A 16,646-nucleotide genomic window follows, 5' to 3' on the forward strand; every position below is an offset into this window, starting at 1 on the left:
CACCCGCCCGGCCGACGGGGCGCGGTGACCCCGCCGGCCAGTGGCTGCCGGTCGACGACCGTCGGGCCGTGACTGCTGGTCAGACGGTGGCGCAGGTGCTGCCGTTGAGGGTGAACGCGCTCGGGGCGGTGTTGGTGGTGCCCTTGTTGGCGGTGAAGCCGACGGTGACCGAGCCGCTCGCGGGGATGGTGGCGGTGTACGAGGCGTTGGCGACACTCACCGTCGCGCCGCTCTGGGTCGGGGTGCCACCCCACATGTTGGAGACCGTCTGGCCGTTGGCGAAGGCGAAGACCAGCTTCCAGCCGCTGATCGCGGCGGTGCCCGTGTTGCGGATGGTGATCTCGCCCTGGAAGCCGCCCGGCCACTCGTTGCTGACGCGGTAGCCGACGGAGCAGCTCGTGCCGGGTGTGCTGCCGCCGTCGGCGGTGGTGACGGTCACCGTGGCCGAGCGGGGCGAGCGGTTCCCCGCCGCGTCCCGCGCGTAGACGGCGAAGGTGTACGCCGTGTTGGCGGTGAGCCCGGTCACCGTGGCGGTGTTGGTGGTGGCCGCGGCGACCGTGGTCTCGCTGCTTCCGCTGACCCGCACGATGTCGTAGGCGGTGACGCCCACGTTGTCGGTGGCGGCGGTCCAGGTGAGGGTCACCGAGGTGGCCGCCACGGCGGAGGCACCCGGGGTGCCCGGCGCGGTCGGTGCCTGGGTGTCACCCGGGGTGCCGCCGCCGTAGATCGTGGCCTCCTTGGAGGTCTGGGCGATGCCGTTGGCGCCGTTGAAGATGCGCTGGCCCCAGGAGCTGAGCTGTGCGGGGTCGAAGCCGATCGTGAGGTCCAGGATCGGATCGGTGTTGCCGCTCCAGGACCAGGCGAGGTAGCCGAGGCGCAACTGCTGCGCCGTGGCCATCATGGTGTCCTCGTCCGGGTCGCCGTACTGGTCGGCCGGACCGCCGAACTCTCCGATGAGGATGGGGAGTCCGGCGGTGACGAACGCGTTCAGGTAGTCGGTGATCTCCGCCGCGGTGTCGAAGACGCTGTACATGTGGATCGAGAAGATGAGGTTGCCGGTGGTGTCGGCGTCGTAGACGGCCTGGGCGTTGGCCCGCATGACTCCTTGCCAGTCCTGGCCCCAGTTGGGCGCGTCCACCATGATGGTGTGCTCGAACCCGGCGGCGCGCAGCTTCTTCACGGCGGCGATCGTGGGATCGGTCCAGCCCGCGGGGTTGGTGTTGCCCCAGGGCTCGTTGCCGATGTTGACGATGACGTAGTTCTCCTGGCCGGTGAGCACGCTCTTGAGGCCGATCCAGTAGTCGGCCGCGTGGTCGAGCGTGCCGGCCGCGGCGTCCTCGCCGTAGCCGGTGGTGTCGTGCACCTCCAGTACGCAGATCAGCCGGTTGGCCTTGCACTGGGCGATGACGGCGGCCACGTCCTCGGGGCTGTTCTTGCTCCAGCGGTGTCCGTCGGAGAGGACGACGCGGACGGAGTTGGCTCCGAGCGCCTTTATGTCGGCCAGTGACTGCGTCTCGCCCGGGTACCAGGTGTGGGCGTGGTTGACGCCGCGCATGACGAAATCGTTGCCGTTGCCTTCGAGCAGGCGGCCGTCGTCGATATGGAGGCCGGTCGCGAGGGCGCCCGGGGACGCGCCGGGCGGGTCTCCGGGCAACTGGGCGTGTGCGGCGGTCGGTACGAGCGCGCCGAGAACGACGAGCCCGAGCAGGGCGGCCAGCCCGGCGAGGAACGCGCTGACGAGGTTCTTCCGTGTCGTGCTTCTTGTTCTTCTCACTGCGACTCCAGGGAGTGAGCGCCAAGAAACTTGGATCGAGGGAAAGTGGGAGCGCTCCCATAGAGTCACCTTGCCAGGAGCACGTCAAGACTTGGCGCACGCTCAGCCGCGTAACGGATGTGCCGGAGGGGGCCTGCGGGAGGCCCCGGATGCCCCCTCCGTGTCGCGTCAGGCCCCGGCGGCTGCGGGGGCTCCTGTGTCGAAGGGCACGGACGTGTGCTGATGGACGATCAGCCAGCGGTCGCCCGTCAGCCGGTAGCCGGTGGTCACCCGTGCCGTGGTGTCCAGGGCCTGACCGCCAGCCAGTGTGGCACGCATCCGGACGAGCGCGTGGCTGAAGGCGATGCTCTCGTCGACCCGCACGCGGAATTCGAGCACCTCGCGCTCCACCGGCCCGGACAGCGTCGAGAACCACACCTCCTCGGCCTTGCGGAGCGCCTCGACCCCGCGCTGCTCAAGGCCGCTCACCGGGTGGAACACCTCCACGTCCGGTGCGTAACAGGCCATCGCCCGGTCGAAGTCCCGCTGCCGCCCGGCGGCCGTCAGTTCCGCGTCGAGCCGGCGGATCTCCCCCTCGGCGTCCTCGTCGTCCCAGAACGCGCGCACCTCCATGGCCCCGACGGTCGCCATCGGATGCTTCGCGGCGGCCTCCACGGCCTCCTCCAGGCCGGCGCACTCAAGGATGTCGTACCCGGCGACGTGCTCCTTCGTCTCCGCGAACGGCCCGTCGGTGCGCAGCACCTCACCGTCGCGCACGCGCACGGTCACCGCGTCGGCCGGGGAGCGCAGCCGGTGGCCGTGCAGCCGTACACCGCGGCGCACGCTCAGCTCCTCCACCCATGGTTCGACGGGTGTCATCCCCGAGGAGTCGGCGGTGTCGTCGCCACAGACCAGCAGCATGTACTTCATGGTTCCTCCCGGTGTTCCTGAGACCGTTTGCCTCCCCGACGAACCGGGGTGAGCCGAATCGACACCCCCGCAGCATCTCTTACGAACCGGCGCGCGCCGCGTGACCACTCTCACGCCCCCCGAGGGCCGCTTGTCACCACCCCTGTACGCGCACTACTGTCACGACGCCTTGGTGCTCGGGAAATCGGTGTGATGCCGGTGCGGCCCTCGCCACTGTGATCGGGAAGTCCGGCTCCGGCCCTCACGGGCAGCCACTGGGTCCTCGGACCCGGGAAGGCGGAGCACGGGTGGTGTTACCCGTAAGCCAGGAGACCGGCCAAGGCACGTCAACCATCCACGAGGTGCTGGAGAGGGTCTGCTGAGCCATGCACATAGCCGAGGGTTTCCTTCCTCCGGCGCACGCGGTCGCCTGGGGCGTCGCGTCGGCGCCGTTCGTCGTCCACGGAGTCCGGTCGCTCACCCGTGAGGTCAGAGCACATCCCGAGAGCACGCTCCTCATCGGCGCGTCGGGGGCCTTCACCTTCGTTCTCTCCGCACTGAAACTGCCGTCGGTGACCGGCAGTTGTTCGCATCCCACCGGCACCGGCCTCGGCGCCATCCTGTTCCGGCCGCCGATCATGGCGGTCCTGGGCACCATCACCCTGCTCTTCCAGGCGCTGCTGCTCGCGCACGGCGGACTGACCACGCTGGGCGCCAACGTCTTCTCGATGGCGATCGTCGGCCCGTGGGCCGGCTACGCGGTGTACCGGCTGCTGCGGCGGTTCGACGTGCCGCTGATGGTCGCGGTGTTCTTCGCCGCGTTCGTCGCCGACCTGTCCACCTACTGCGTCACCAGCGTGCAGCTGGCGCTCGCGTTCCCCGACCCGAGCAGTGGGTTCCTGGGCGCGCTCGGCAAGTTCGGCTCGATCTTCGCCGTCACCCAGGTCCCGCTCGCGGTGAGCGAGGGCCTGCTCACGGTGCTCGTGATGCGGCTGCTGGTGCAGTCGAGCAAGGGCGAACTGACCCGGCTCGGTGTGTTCCTGGCCGGCAGGCGGTCCCCTTCCGGCAGGTCCGCAACGAACGGGACGCCCGAGACTCCCAAAACGAACGACACGAACGACACGAACGAGACGGTGGCCCGATGAGCCGTAACGCGAAGATCAACGCCCTGCTGCTGTTCGTGGTGGCCGCGCTCGCCGTCCTGCCGCTGGCCTTCGGCATGGGCGACCACAAGGAGGAGCCGTTCACCGGCGCCGACTCGGAGGCGGAGACCGCTATCACCGAGATCGAGCCGGACTACGAGCCGTGGTTCTCACCCCTGTACGAGCCGCCGTCCGGCGAGATCGAGTCGGCGCTGTTCGCCCTCCAGGCCGCCCTCGGCGCGGGCGTCCTCGCCTACTACTTCGGCCTGCGCCGGGGCAGGCGCCAGGGCGAACTGCGGGCCCTGGCACAGCGGGAGGACGGCCAGGCACCGGCGGCGGAGGCACCGGTCGGTGCCGGTGGGTCAGCGGCCGGAGAGAACCGACCGACCGAACGGGCCTGAACCTTCGTGCTGCCGATCGACGCGGCGGCGCACAGCAGTCGCTGGCGCCGCCGCCATCCCGTGGACAAGGCCGTGCTCGGTCTCGGCCTGACCGTACTGGCGATCTCCCTCCCGCCCTGGCCGGGCGCGGCCCTGGTCCTGGTGACCGCCCTGACCGTGCTGCTGGGCCCGGCCGCGGTACCCGGCCGACGGCTCTGGCGCGCCTACCGGGTGCCGCTGGGCTTCTGCGTGACCGGTGCGCTGCCGCTGCTGCTCCAGGTCGGCGGCCCGGACGGGTTCGTGACGCTGGCCGAGGGCGGTCCGGTGCGCGCCGGGGAACTCCTGCTGCGTACCTCGGCCGCCTCCCTCGGCGTGCTCCTGTTCGCGTTCACCACTCCCCTGTCCGACCTGCTGCCGCGGCTGGTCAACGCCGGGGTGCCCGCACCGGTCGTCGACGTGGCCCTGGTGACGTACCGGATGAGCTTCCTGCTGCTCGACTCGGTGCGCCGGATCAGGGAGGCGCAGGCCGCCCGGCTCGGACACACCACCCGGGCCGCCACCTGGCGTTCGCTGGCCGGGCTCGGCGCCACCGCCTTCGTGCGGGCCTTCGACCGGGCGACCCGGCTGCAGGCCGGACTGGCGGGCCGCGGTTACGACGGCACCCTGCGCGTCCTGGTACCGGAGGCCCGGATCTCCGCGCGCTTCACCCTCGCCAGTGTCGCGCTGCTCGCGGCGGTGGCCGCACTCACCTTCGTACTGGAAAGGCCGCTGCGATGAGCGAGCCCGTGCTGGTCGCCCTGCGGGGCGCGTCCTACGCGTACGAGGACGGCCCGACCGTGCTCAGCGGCCTCGACTTCGAGGTGCGCGCGGGGCGGGCGCTCGCCCTGCTCGGCCGCAACGGCAGTGGCAAGACCACCCTGATGCGGCTGCTCAGCGGCGGACTGCGCCCGCACAGCGGGCAGTTGACCGTGGAGGACCGGCCGGTCCGGTACGACCGCAAGGGCCTGACCCTGCTGCGCACGACCGTCCAGCTGGTGGTCCAGGACCCGGACGACCAGTTGTTCGCCGCGTCCGTCTTCCAGGACGTGTCGTTCGGTCCGCTGAACCTCGGCCTGCCCGACACCGAGGTACGGGCCCGGGTGGACGAGGCGCTCGCCGCGCTGGACATCTCGGCCCTGGCCGAACGCCCCACCCATCTGCTCTCCTACGGGCAGCGCAAGCGGACCGCGATCGCGGGCGCCGTGGCGATGCGGCCGCGGGTCCTGATCCTCGACGAACCGACCGCGGGGCTGGACCCGGACGGCCAGGAGCGGCTGATCGCGACCCTGGACGGGCTGCGTGAGAGCGGCACGACCGTGGTGATGGCGACGCACGACGTGGACCTCGCCCTGCGCTGGGCCGACGACGCGGCCCTGCTCACCCCGTCCGGAGCGGTCACCGGCCCCGCGGACGCGACCCTGGCCCGTACGGACCTCCTGGAGCAGGCGGGACTGCGACTGCCCTGGGGGATCGCCGTGGCCGAACTGCTGCGCGCGCAGGGCCTGTTGACCTCTCCGGACACCGGCCCGCGCACCGCGGAGGAACTGGCCGCGATGGCCTCACGGCGTTCCGCTCCCCCGGTGCCGGCCGACAACTGACCGCCGTCAGTCCGCGGGGGTCACCCTGGTCACCTTCCCGCGGGCGTCGGCCTGCAGATAGCCGCTCCTGTTGTACTCGTCGGAGAGGTAGACAAGCATCTCTGCGCCCCGGTCGAACAGGTCGTTCGGTGACTTGACCACGAGGTAGCGGGTGGTCGCGTCGTCGACGTTCAGCTTCTTCTCCGCCTCGGCGAGCAGCGCGGGGAGCCTGTCCCAGGCGAGGCCGTCCAGGGTCATCGGCTGGGCCCCGCCGGCCAGCTGCGCCTTGATCGGGGTCTCCTGGACGCCCCGGCCCACGTAGTAGGTGTACTGCTGGTAACCGGTCCGGCTGCCCTCGACCATCACCTGCGCGGAGACGTATTCGGGGTAGACCGTCAGGTTGCCGTACCGGTCGCGGCCCGTCTCCTTCTCCAGGGCCTTGACCGCGGTGCGGATGCCGTCCGGTGTCAGCAGGTTCGTGGGCGTCTTCCGTTCCGTCCGCCGGGGCGTGGGGCTCTTGTCGGCCGTTCCCGTCGAGGAGGTGTCGGCCGACGGATCCGCCGTCGCTCCGTTCGTGGAATCGCCCGAGGCCGACGATCCCGAGCCCTCCGAGTCGGGCAGCAGGGTCCAGGCCAGCACACCCACCAGCACCGTTCCGACGGCGGACAGCGCGACCGCGGCCCGGCGTCCCCGCCGCGCGGGTCGTACGGGGGCCGGGCCGGGCGACCGGGGCACGGCATCCTGCGGGGGCGTGAGCCGGTAGGAGGTGGGTTCCGTACGGGCCGCGGGTACGGCGTCGGCCACAGCCTCGCCGGGAGCCGCGGCCACGCCCGCGCTCGTGCCCACGCCCGCGCCCGCGCTCACGGCCGTCAGCATGCGGTCGAACGTCCCGGCGTCCGGGCGTGCCTGGGGGTCCCGCACCAGCACCCGCATCAACGCGTCCGCCAGCGGGCCCGCCTTGCGGGGCGGCGGAACGTTCTCGTACAGGACGGCCGCGAGGGTGGCCATCGTCGTGCCCCTGCGCAGCGGATGGTGGCCCTCGACGGCGGCGTACAGCATCATCGCCAGCGACCACAGGTCCGATGCCGGCCCGCCGTCGTCGCCCGCGATGCGCTCGGGTGCCATGTAGTCGGGCGTACCGATGATCGAGCCGGTGGCGGTGAGGGCCGTCGACTCGCGGATCGCCGCGATCCCGAAGTCCGTGAGCACGGGGCGGCCGTCGGGGCGCAGCAGGACGTTGGCGGGCTTGACGTCCCGGTGCTGGATGCCGGCGTCGTGCGCGGCCCGCAGCGCGGCCAGGACCTCCCGCCCGATCCGTGCCGTCTCCACGGGGTCCGTCGGGCCCCGCTCCAGACGGTCGGCGAGCGAGCCGCCGCCGACCAGTTCCATCACGATCCACGGGTACGTTCCTTCGCCGCCGTCGACGATGTGATGGATCGTCACGACGTTCGGGTGGTCGATCCTCGCGAGTGCCCTGGCCTCGCGCAGCACCCGTTCCCGCAGCAGCCGCGCACCCTGCGGGTCGTACTCGGCGAGGTCGATGTCCGGGGGCCTGACCTCCTTGACGGCCACGTTACGGTGCAGGGCCAGGTCCGTGGCCCGCCAGACCGTGCCCATCCCACCGCCGCCGAGCCGTGCCTCCAGCCGGAACCGTCCGTCGATGACCCGTCTGCCGGAGTCCCCGTTGTTCATGCGCGGGAGCTTAGAGGACGGGTACGACAGGCCTTCCCCCGGGCGGGTGTGCCCTCACGGAGTGCCCGCGGCCGTCGGCCTGCCGAGGTAGGTGAGGGGGCCGGGGTCGGGTACGGGGATCTCGTGGAAGCCGAGGCGGTCGTAGAAGGCCCGCGCGGCGGTGTTGGCGGTGACCATGCCCAGATGGACCGCCGGGACGCCGCGGTCGTGCAGGGCGGCGAGGAACGTCCTCATCAGTCCCCGCCCGAAGCCCCGGCGCTGCCAGTCCGGCAGGAGGTCGATGTGCAGATGTGCCGGATACGCGGCCAGGTCGGGCAGGATCATCCGCTCGGGGGTGTGCAGGAGGACGATCATCTCCTCGCTGGGTGTCCGGGGTTGCGCGGTGGGTTCGGGATAGCGTCCGGCGACCCGCGGGATCCAGGCCGTGCGGAAGTGCTCGACGAACCGTTCCGTGTCGGCGGTGCCGAGGACGTAGCCGACCGCGCGGCCCGATCCGTCGTCCAGGACGAAGGCGAGTTCCGGCTCCAGGTGGCAGTAGGGCGCGGCGAAGAGGGACGGCATCAGCTCCTCGTCGGGGTAGCGCTCCCGCGAATCCCCTCCGTCCAGGGCGGTTCGCACACAGATGTCGGCGACGGCGGCACGGTCGGCGGGTCGGTAGGGGCGGATGCTCGGCTGTGGGCGCATGGCGAGCATCCTGGCTCCCGCGGGAGCGCTCCCACAACCGAGTTCTCCCGGACGGCTTCACCCCGGCGAGCACCGGCTTCTCGCCCGGCTTCAGGTTCCGGTGGCCGCCGCGATGTCCCGGGCGGCGATGTAGCCGAACGTCATCGCCGGTCCGATCGTCGAGCCCGCGCCCGCGTAGCTGTGCCCCATGACGGCCGCGCTGGCGTTCCCGGCGGCGTACAGGCCGGGGACGACGGATCCGTCCGGGCGCAGCACGCGCGCCCGGGCGTCCGTGCGCAGGCCGCCCTTGGTGCCCAGGTCGCCCGGGACGATCCTGAAGGCGTGGTAGGGGGCCAGCCACAGCGGTGCCAGGCAGGAGTTCGGGAGGATCGCGGGGTCGGTGTAGTAGTGGTCGTACACACTGTCGCCACGGTGGAAGTCGCTGTCGGTGCCGCTCCGGGCCAGGCTGTTGAAGCGGTCGACGGTGGTCCGCAGGGCGGCCGCCGGCACGCCGATCGCCTGGGCGAGGGCGTCGAGCGTCCAGGCCTTGTGGGCGGCGCCTGACTCGTACCACGCGTCGGGGAGGACGAGGGTCGGGGCGATGTCCTTGAAGAGGTAGCGGTTGCGGTAGTTCTGGTCGACGATCAGCCAGGCCGGGATGTGCGGGGCGGTCGCGTTCCTGTCGTACATGGTGTGCACGACATCGCTGTAGGGCGCCGCCTCGTTGACGAAGCGCGCTCCGGCGGCGTTGACCAGGAGTCCGCCGGGCAGGGTGCGTTCGGCGAGGCAGAAGTACGGCTGGCCGGGCAGCGGGATGGCCGGGCCCCACCAGGCGTCGTCCATCAGGTCGAGGGCGCCGCCCGCCTGTTGGCCCGCCCGGATCCCGTCACCCGTGTTCTCCTTCGCGCCGACCGTCCACTCCGTGCCGATGGGCTGTCGCTGGTACTGGGCGCGCATGGCCGCGTTGTGCTCGAAGCCGCCCGAACCGACGATGACCCCGCGGCGGGCCCTGACCAGGCCGGGGGCGCCGTTCCTGGTCACCACGGCTCCCGCGGTGGTGCCGTTCTCCGTGTACAGCTCGGTGAGCGGGGTGTTCAGCCACACCGGCACCTGGGCCGCGAGCAGTCCGGCGCGCAGGCCGGCCGCCAGTGACTGGCCCATGGTGAGGGGCTTCTGGCCGAGGAGCGCGGCCCTGGTCCCGCGGGCCAGGCACTCGGTGGCGACGGCGGCTCCTTTCACGCTGACCGCGGAGAGGGCGAGCCATTTGTAGTCGGTGCTGAAGACGACCATGCCGCTGGGCACCGGGAGGTACGGGGGGTTCAGCCGGGCGAGTTCGGCCCCGAGGATGTTCCCGTCGAGCTGGGCGGGTTCGATGGAACGGCCGCCCGGCAGCCCGCCGGGCAGTTCCGGGTAGTAGTCGCTGTAGCCCTCCATGAAGCGGAACCGCGACGGGCTGTTGGCCATGACGAAGGAGATCATGGCGGGCCCCTGCCCGAGGAAGGCCTGTCTGCGGTCCGCGGAGACCTCGGGGCCGACCACGGCCGCCAGATAGCTCGCCGCCTTGGCCGGGGTGTCGGGGACGCCCGCGGCCAGGATCACCGGGTTGTTGGGAATCCAGATCCCGGCGCCCGAGCGGGCCGCCGAACCGCCGAAGGTGGCCGCCTTCTCCACGACGACGCAACTGAGTCCCTGTTTCGCGGCCGTCAGCGCGGCGGTCATCCCCGCCGCGCCGGACCCGACCACGACGACGTCGTACGTGCCGAGCGGGGGCAGGTCGGCCGCGCGGACCGTACCGGGGAGTCCGGCGGCGAGCGCGAGGCCCGTGCCGGTCGCCGCGCCGAGCACCCGGCGTCTGGACGGGCCGGCGGGGGAGGAGGGGCGAGGGGCGTTCGTACGTCTTGCGGGGTCCGCGCTTGTGGCCATGACAGGGCGCTCCAACCGGACGACGAAGGACAGGGACAGGAGGGGACGGGGTGGGGTGGGGTGGGGTGGGAGAGAGCGTGCTGTGCCCCGGGGGCCGACGGGGGTCCGGTGTCCCCGGTTCTGATGCGGAGTCAGGAATGTGGCGCGGGGGTCTTGGGAAGTCAAGGGTCGCGCCGGGCCCGGCCGGGCCGTGCCCCGGTGCTGTGCGACCGGGCCCCTTGAGCGGACCTTGCAGAGGCAATCGTCACCTGTCAGGATGGTGACGTGAATGTGGATCATGTCTTCGTGTGCGGAAACCCGGCCCTGGACTTCGCCGCGACCCTCCGCGCCCGCCGCACCCTGCGCTTCGAGATGTTCACGTCACCGGAGCGGCTGGACGCCTGGTACCTGGAGGCGGGGATCGTCGACACCGTCTCCCCCGGCACGGACACCGACCTCGCGCGGGCCGTCGCCGTACGGGAGGCCGTCTACGAGCTGGTCACCGCCCGGCGTCTCCAAGAGCCCTACGACGGCACGGCGCTCGCCACGGTGAACGGCGCGGCACGCAGGCCCCCGGCGACACCACAGCTCACCGCGGCGGGGCGGCGGACGGACGCCACACCGGAGGAAGCACTGTCCACGGTGGCGCGGCACGCCGTCGAGGTGCTCAGCGGTCCGGACGTTCCGCTGCTCAAAGAGTGCGGCAATCCCGAGTGCACCCGCGTCTACATCGACCGGTCCCGCGGGATGCGCAGGCAGTGGTGCGGCATGGAGTCCTGCGGGAACAAGCTGAAGGCTGCGGCGTACCGTGCCCGCAAGAAGGAGGCGCGGGTGCCCGCCGGACGGACCGGCACCCACGCCCGCTGACGCCCACACCCACTGACGCCCGCGGTCACGGACGCGCGGACCTCAGATGCACGTACGTACGAGCCACTCGTCGTCGTTGTACGCGTTCCGTGCGGGATCCAGGACCGTGGCCGGCTTCCCCTCGACGGTGTCCGCGAGACGGACCCTCTCCGGCAGTGCGCCGAAGCGCGCACGGCGTGCCGCCTCGGCGGCATCCGGCACCCGAACCTTCTCGTCCTGCGCCATTTCCGGCCTCCCGCGTCTCGGAGCCACTCGACACCGCCCACGCGGCGTCACCTGTCTGACTGGTGACGATCCTTCCAGAGGGGTCGTCACCAGTCAAGACGGTGACGACCGGCGGAGGGGGGTTCAGGAGGTCGTGGCGGCCCCGCGCTCGCGGTCCGTCAGCGGCGGGCCCGCGAGGTGCGGTTTCTTGCGGCCGAGGCAGACCAGGGCGAGCATGTCGGGCATGAGGAGCCGGGAGGGCGGCTTCTCCATGCTCATCACGTCCAACAGGATGCGCAGGGCACGGGGGTTGCGCGATCCGGCGTCGACCGCCCTGTCCACGAAGGCGGCCAGGGCCCGCTCCAGCCGGGTGGGGGGTTCGTCGCTGGCGCCCGGGTAGAACACGTCCTGGCCGACGGCCAGGTTCCAGGCGTTGTCGACCGGACGCGCCGCGCTCCGCTGGATGCGCCGGGCCGTGCCGGGTGAGCGGAGGTCCTGTCGTTCCAGGACGCGGCGCAGCGCGACGACGCTCTGCGCGGCGGCGCTCAGCCCGTGGCCGTAGACGGGGTTGTAGCCGGCGACCGCCTCACCGAGCACGGCGAAGCCGTCGGGCCAGCGCGCGGCCTTCTCGTAGTAGCGCCGCCGGTTGGCCGTGCTGCGGGTGGTGACGACGTCCGTCTCGGGCTCGGCGCCGGCGAGGAGTTCACCGATGACGGGGTGCGGCAGACCGAGCGCGAAGGGCACGAACCGCTCGTTGTCGGCGCTCGGCCGGCCGCCCCTGGTTCCGGCGAGCGTGACCAGCCAACGGCCGCCCTCGATGGGGGTGATGATGCCGCCCCTGCCGGGGTTCTCGCGGGGGTCGGCCTGGACGTTGACGATCGGAAAGCCGTCGGCACTCGTGCCCGGGGCACGGTAGATCCGGCTGGCGTAACCGAAGCCGGCGTCGACCGTGCGTTCCGGCACCGGCGGGAGCCCCAGGTCCCGCAGCCATTGGGGGGCCCGGCTGCCCCGGCCGCCGGCGTCGATCACCAGATCGGCCGGGAGCGTGCTCTCGGTGTCCGCCGAACGTATTCGTACGCCGGACACTCGGCGGGCACCGCCTTCCAGGGAGAGCAGTTCGGTCTCCTGGCGCAGGGTGACGCGGTCGTCCGCCAGTACGCGGTCGCGGATCACCGCGTCGAGCAGATCGCGGCTGCACAGGAGGCTGACGTGGCTGCCATGGGTGAAGCGGCGGAACCACTGTCCCGAGGGGGCCTTGGACACCAGGTCGGCCATGACGGGTGCCCTGCGGGCGCCGCGGTCGACGAGCTGGTCGACGATGCCCGGCAGGAGCTCCTCAAGCGCCTTGACCCCACCGGACCACAGGACATGGGCGTGCCGGGCCTGTGGCAGGCCCTTGCGTGGCCGTGGGCCGTCCGGCAGCAGGTCCCGTTCGACGATCGTGACGTCCGCGTGGCGGGCGAGCGCCGACGCGGCGAGCATGCCCGTCATACCCCCTCCGACGACGATCGCGCGGCGCCGGGGGGTGGACTTCGTGTCGGACATGGGTGTGGGCCCTTTCTGTTGACCGGCGTCGGCGCATGACTGCGGCACGCGGGGCGCGCGGGTACGGGTGATCTCTGTGCGGAGCGCGGGAACCGGGATCTCCCCCGGTCCGGCCGCCCGTTGATCGAACCATGAGCGGGCCCACCGGCAACCTCGGACCCGTCAGGCCCTGTCGCGGTCTCGGTCCTGATCGCGGTCACGGTCGCGATCGTGGTCACGGTCACGGTCACGGTCACGGTCGGGATCGTGAGGGTGACCGTCGTGGCCCTGGCGTGCCTTCTGCCAGGCCGCCCACTGTCGCGCCGCCCGCTGCCGGGCCTCGGCGACGACGGGCGAGGACGACAGGGCGCGGGCCAGCTGCACCATCAGCTGGGGCTGCGCCACCGACCGCAACCGGCCCACGTCCGAGGGGAGTTCGGCGTCGGACCCGGCGGAGACATGCACCCTGGCCGCCGCGAGCATGGCCGCCTCGGCCACGATCTCCGTGTGGTCCAGCGCCACCGCCCTGTGGACCTCGTTGTCGAGGTAGGGCGAGCACACCAGGACCCCGTCCAGGATCGTGATCTCCTGCTGGACCAGGCGCACCACGGGAAGGTCCCACCAGTGGGTGTCGGCCACCGGCGCCCGCAGGTCGCGCAGTTCGAGCCAGAGCGGTCTCAGGAGCCGACACCGCCGCCAGGCACGGAAGTTGTCCGCGGTGGAGGGGCCGACACGCGGCAGCGCGAAACCGGCGGCGACGGTGACGCCCGCGACCGCCACGAGGGGCGGTGAGAGGCTCGTGGAGAGGAAGTCCCAGTCGAGACCGCCCCAACGGGCGCCGATGGCGAGGTACTTGGCGATCTGGTACGACAGGTCGAAGAGCACACCGACGACGATCAGTGTCAGGCCCTTGCGGGTGAGGTCCCGCACCTTGCGCAGCCAGGCCAGACACATGCCCGCGAGGGTGGCGGTCGCCGCGGTGTGGGCCACCAGGTACAGCAGGATCATCTCGCGCATGTACGGCGTCCTGGCGTAGTACGTGTCCAGGTCCCGGGTGCGTTCCACGGGTACGTCGGCCAGGGCGAAGAGCGTGACGATCCCGATGATCACCAGCCCGTAGACGCACACCACGAGACGGGACGCGCGGGCCACGCGCCCGGGCTCTCCGCCCCTCCAGGCGATCATCAGGACGAGATAGCAGGCGCTGAGCGCGGACATCCCCGAATAGACCAGCGGCGCGGAGAAGTTGGCGATGCCGGTGAGGTCGTTGACGACGCCGATGGTGGGCGGCGCGGACAGCATGCACACGAGCGCGCCGATGAGCAGGACCGAGATGCTCGCGGCCATCAGGGGGTCGCGCCAGGCTCCCCGCATGGCCGGCAGATTGAGGACGGCCGTGACCAGAAGGATCACGCCGGGGATGTAGAAGACGACGTCCACGACCTCACCGCCCTTCCGCGGCCGCGGAGGCCTGTACGAAGGAGGGTGCCGCACACGTCGTTCATGTCGATCGTGTCGTTCATGTCGATCGTGTCGTTCATGTCGATCGCATGGTTCGAGTGGTTCATGTGGGGGACTTCTCGCCGTCCGCGGCCGGGACGGCGCCACCGCTCTCCCGGGCCGCCGCGACGATCGGGGACGACCTCAGCGCGACCGACACACCGACGGGTGCGGTACGCACCGCGCTGATCTCGGAGTGGTCGGGAAGGACACGCGAGCCGGCGGGCAGTCCCCGGCCGGCCGCGCGGACCGCGGCGGCGACCATCGCCGCGTGGCCGATCCGGGCGGCCTCGTCGTCGGTGTGCCCGGCGGCGACCGCCGCGGCCCGCGCGCGTGTACGGACCCCGGTGTCGAACCACGGCGCCACGAGGCTCAGTCCGTCCTGGATGCCCGCCTCGCGCTGGGTGAGGCGGACCTGGGGCGAGGAGTACCACGGGATGGGGCCGGCGAGCGGTGTACGGGGCGAGGCGCGGCCGAGTTCCCGCCACAGGGAGCGGAGCTTGCGATGGGTCTTCGCCGCCCGCCAGTTGGAGACCGCCCAGGGACCCACGAGAGGCATCAGGAAGCCGACGGTGGCGCAGGGCGCGGACAGCGCGGACAGGAGCGGCGCCAGGGTCGTACTGAGCGCTCCCCAGTCCTGACCGGCCCAGCGCGCCGCCACCGCGGCCAGTTTGAGGCCGCTGAAGGCCAGGTTCAGGAGCCAGCCGAGGACGAGGATCCACAGGCCGGCCCGCAGCCAGCCGCTCACCTGGAGCGCCCAGCGCCAGCACAGCACCGTCGTGACGAGCGCGGCGGTCATGTGGGCGACCAGGTACAGCACGATCATCTCGCGGATGTACGGGGTCGTCGCGTAGTAGGTGTCGAAGTCCGTGTGCCGGTCCACCGGGGCGTCGCCGAGGGCGAAGAGGACGACCAGCATGACGACGACCAGGGTGTATCCGGCCTGCCAGCGCCGCGCGACGCTGCGTACGTGTTCGGGCGGGCCTCCGCGCCAGTGGACGATGAGCAGCAGACAGGCGGCGCTGAAGGCGCTGATGATGCCGTACACCAGCGGGCTGGAGAAGTTGGCCGTGCCGGTGGCCTCGTTGACGGCGGTGATCGTGGGAGGCGCGGCGAAGAAGAAGCCCGCGCCGCCGAGGGCGATCACGAGACAGACGGACCGCACGAGCGGGTCGCGCCAGTCCTTGACCAGGCCCGGCAGTTTGACGGCGAGGCCGATCAGCGTGGCGACGGCCGGTATGTAGTAGTCCGAGGAGTCCACCGCTCAGACCTGTGGCCGGCGCTGTCCCAGCGAGGCGCCGATCCGGCCGGCGATCCTGCCCCGGTCCATGGCGGCGCTGTCGGGTTCGCCCTCCAGCCAGACGCGGAAGCGGGTGACCGCCAGCAGTCCGAACCGCTCGGCGTCCGCCTCCTCGCGCCGGTCGAACTCGGTGCGGGCGGCCACCTTGCGTACCGGCTCCTGCAGTTCGGGGAGTTCGGCGCCGGTGGAGACCATGTGGGCCGCCACCGCCTTGCCCACGACGTGGTTGCCGCAGTCCCCCTTGAGCATGTGCCACACCTCGTGGAAGAAGATCGCCAGCTGGTGCAGCGGCGTGGCCCGCTTGTCCACCACGATGAGGTCGTAGGCGGGGAGGTCGAGCCACAGTCCGCTGGCGGTCTGGTGCGGGAACTCCTCCTTGACGAGCCGGACCTCACGGCCCCTCAGCTCGCTCACGGTCGTGACCAGCGCGGCGAACAGGGCGTCGGGATCCGTGGGCACGGGCAGTGTCAGCCCGTCGACCAGCTGACCGATCAGATTCCGCATCTCTCTGGCTTTGCCTGTGCGCACTGCTCTCCCCGCGAACCTCAGCACGGGCTCCAGCGCGCCCAGCTAGGTAGGCAAATATGTCAAACCAAAGCCGAGTCGGCCACACCGAGCCGGAAGAAGTACACGGAAGGCAGCGATCTGAAATACCGAACAAACCCGACATGCACTGGTCTGGTCCTGGCGCATCCGTTGCGCTCACGGCCTCCTCCCGTGCGGCAGCCGATCGCCGACCGCCCGCCGGGCACGCCTAGCCGCCCGGCACGGCCGCCGTCCTCGACCGGCATCGCCCCTGCTTACAGGGGGTGTTCTGGGACCGGACGCGAAACATGGCCGGCGCTGTCCGTTCCCCGAGTCCGGCGAAGTCCACGCTTCTCCGCCCTTGAGAAAGGTCTTGATCCAGTCACTCCGTCGCGGCGTGTGCCGCAGCTCACGGAGCGCAAGGCTCTGAGCACGGAACAAGCGGGAGCGGTCCGCCGTTCTTCTCTACGTGGCCGCGGAGGGGACAGTGTCCCCGGGCCTCACCCAAAGCCCATGGGGAAGATCGTTCGGCTGAAGCCCCATGGAGCCACTCGCCGAGAGGCGACCGCCCTCCGCGGACACCGCACACGGCCCCGGCTGGTCTCCCCCGTCCAGCCGGGGCCTTTTCCTGTCCACGGACTCCTGTCCACGGCGTCTTCTCCACGGCTT

General features: G+C 71.6%; 15 protein-coding genes and 1 riboswitch. Of the genes, 5 read left to right on the top strand and 10 right to left on the bottom strand.

Annotation, left to right across the window (positions count from 1 at the left end; translation table 11 throughout):
• Window positions 1-79 precede the first annotated feature (79 nt).
• Both J8N05_RS25565 and J8N05_RS25570 read right to left on the bottom strand, forming a co-directional pair.
• Window positions 80-1,774 carry a cellulase family glycosylhydrolase gene (locus tag J8N05_RS25565; protein WP_210886426.1) on the bottom strand — a complete coding sequence of 565 codons (1,695 nt, stop codon included), beginning with the start codon at window positions 1,772-1,774 and terminating at the stop codon, window positions 80-82.
• A gap of 168 nt (window positions 1,775-1,942) precedes the next feature.
• A complete protein-coding gene (locus tag J8N05_RS25570; RefSeq protein WP_210886428.1) occupies window positions 1,943-2,683 on the bottom strand; it encodes a nuclear transport factor 2 family protein in 741 nt (246 codons plus the stop codon).
• Window positions 2,684-2,836: 153 nt separating this feature from the next.
• Window positions 2,837-3,018, top strand: a riboswitch (cobalamin riboswitch).
• Between the two features lie 30 nt (window positions 3,019-3,048).
• Here J8N05_RS25570 and J8N05_RS25575 point away from each other — a divergent pair.
• From J8N05_RS25575 to J8N05_RS25590, 4 genes are read left to right on the top strand one after another with little or no spacing between them, the layout of a single operon-like run.
• Window positions 3,049-3,807, top strand: coding sequence for an energy-coupling factor ABC transporter permease (locus J8N05_RS25575; protein WP_247706479.1), 759 nt, complete (start codon window positions 3,049-3,051; stop codon window positions 3,805-3,807).
• Window positions 3,804-4,205 carry an energy-coupling factor ABC transporter substrate-binding protein gene (locus J8N05_RS25580; protein WP_210886430.1) on the top strand — a complete coding sequence of 134 codons (402 nt, stop codon included), beginning with the start codon at window positions 3,804-3,806 and terminating at the stop codon, window positions 4,203-4,205. Before J8N05_RS25575 ends, J8N05_RS25580 begins: the two co-directional genes overlap by 4 nt.
• A gap of 6 nt (window positions 4,206-4,211) precedes the next feature.
• Window positions 4,212-4,961 carry a cobalt ECF transporter T component CbiQ gene (gene cbiQ, locus J8N05_RS25585; protein WP_210886433.1) on the top strand — a complete coding sequence of 250 codons (750 nt, stop codon included), beginning with the start codon at window positions 4,212-4,214 and terminating at the stop codon, window positions 4,959-4,961.
• Window positions 4,958-5,821 carry an energy-coupling factor ABC transporter ATP-binding protein gene (locus tag J8N05_RS25590; RefSeq protein ID WP_210886436.1) on the top strand — a complete coding sequence of 288 codons (864 nt, stop codon included), beginning with the start codon at window positions 4,958-4,960 and terminating at the stop codon, window positions 5,819-5,821. The genes cbiQ and J8N05_RS25590 overlap by 4 nt, the downstream gene beginning before the upstream one ends.
• 6 nt (window positions 5,822-5,827) lie before the next feature.
• On the opposite strand, the gene J8N05_RS25595 is transcribed toward J8N05_RS25590, so the two are convergent.
• The 3 genes from J8N05_RS25595 to kstD form a co-directional block, all read right to left on the bottom strand.
• Window positions 5,828-7,492, bottom strand: a complete 1,665-nt coding sequence (locus tag J8N05_RS25595) for a serine/threonine-protein kinase (RefSeq protein WP_210886439.1) — start codon at window positions 7,490-7,492, stop codon at window positions 5,828-5,830.
• Window positions 7,493-7,546: 54 nt separating this feature from the next.
• Window positions 7,547-8,176 (bottom strand): GNAT family N-acetyltransferase, encoded by a 630-nt coding sequence (locus tag J8N05_RS25600; RefSeq protein ID WP_210886442.1) that lies wholly within the window; start codon window positions 8,174-8,176, stop codon window positions 7,547-7,549.
• Between the two features lie 90 nt (window positions 8,177-8,266).
• Window positions 8,267-10,078 carry a 3-oxosteroid 1-dehydrogenase gene (gene kstD / locus J8N05_RS25605; RefSeq protein ID WP_210886444.1) on the bottom strand — a complete coding sequence of 604 codons (1,812 nt, stop codon included), beginning with the start codon at window positions 10,076-10,078 and terminating at the stop codon, window positions 8,267-8,269.
• A gap of 264 nt (window positions 10,079-10,342) precedes the next feature.
• Between kstD and J8N05_RS25610 the strand changes: the two genes are divergently transcribed.
• Complete coding sequence (locus J8N05_RS25610; protein ID WP_210886446.1) at window positions 10,343-10,924, top strand: CGNR zinc finger domain-containing protein; 582 nt, start codon at window positions 10,343-10,345, stop codon at window positions 10,922-10,924.
• Window positions 10,925-10,966: 42 nt separating this feature from the next.
• Here the strand turns inward: J8N05_RS25610 and J8N05_RS25615 are convergent, their stop codons facing one another.
• From J8N05_RS25615 to J8N05_RS25635, 5 genes are all read right to left on the bottom strand, one after another.
• Window positions 10,967-11,149: a hypothetical protein gene (locus J8N05_RS25615; protein WP_210886448.1), complete on the bottom strand. Its 183-nt coding sequence runs from the start codon at window positions 11,147-11,149 to the stop codon at window positions 10,967-10,969.
• A gap of 123 nt (window positions 11,150-11,272) precedes the next feature.
• Entirely contained in the window at window positions 11,273-12,673 is a 1,401-nt protein-coding gene (locus J8N05_RS25620; RefSeq protein WP_210886452.1) for an FAD-dependent monooxygenase, read from the bottom strand.
• A gap of 162 nt (window positions 12,674-12,835) precedes the next feature.
• A complete protein-coding gene (locus tag J8N05_RS25625) occupies window positions 12,836-14,092 on the bottom strand; it encodes a DUF6545 domain-containing protein (protein WP_210886455.1) in 1,257 nt (418 codons plus the stop codon).
• A 124-nt stretch (window positions 14,093-14,216) separates the two neighbouring features.
• Window positions 14,217-15,413 (bottom strand): MAB_1171c family putative transporter, encoded by a 1,197-nt coding sequence (locus tag J8N05_RS25630; RefSeq protein ID WP_210886458.1) that lies wholly within the window; start codon window positions 15,411-15,413, stop codon window positions 14,217-14,219.
• Between the two features lie 3 nt (window positions 15,414-15,416).
• Window positions 15,417-15,956: a toxin-antitoxin system, toxin component gene (locus J8N05_RS25635; RefSeq protein ID WP_210886460.1), complete on the bottom strand. Its 540-nt coding sequence runs from the start codon at window positions 15,954-15,956 to the stop codon at window positions 15,417-15,419.
• Window positions 15,957-16,646 lie beyond the last annotated feature (690 nt).

The sequence above is a fragment of the Streptomyces liliiviolaceus genome, from assembly GCF_018070025.1.
GTDB classification, from domain to species: domain Bacteria; phylum Actinomycetota; class Actinomycetes; order Streptomycetales; family Streptomycetaceae; genus Streptomyces; species Streptomyces liliiviolaceus.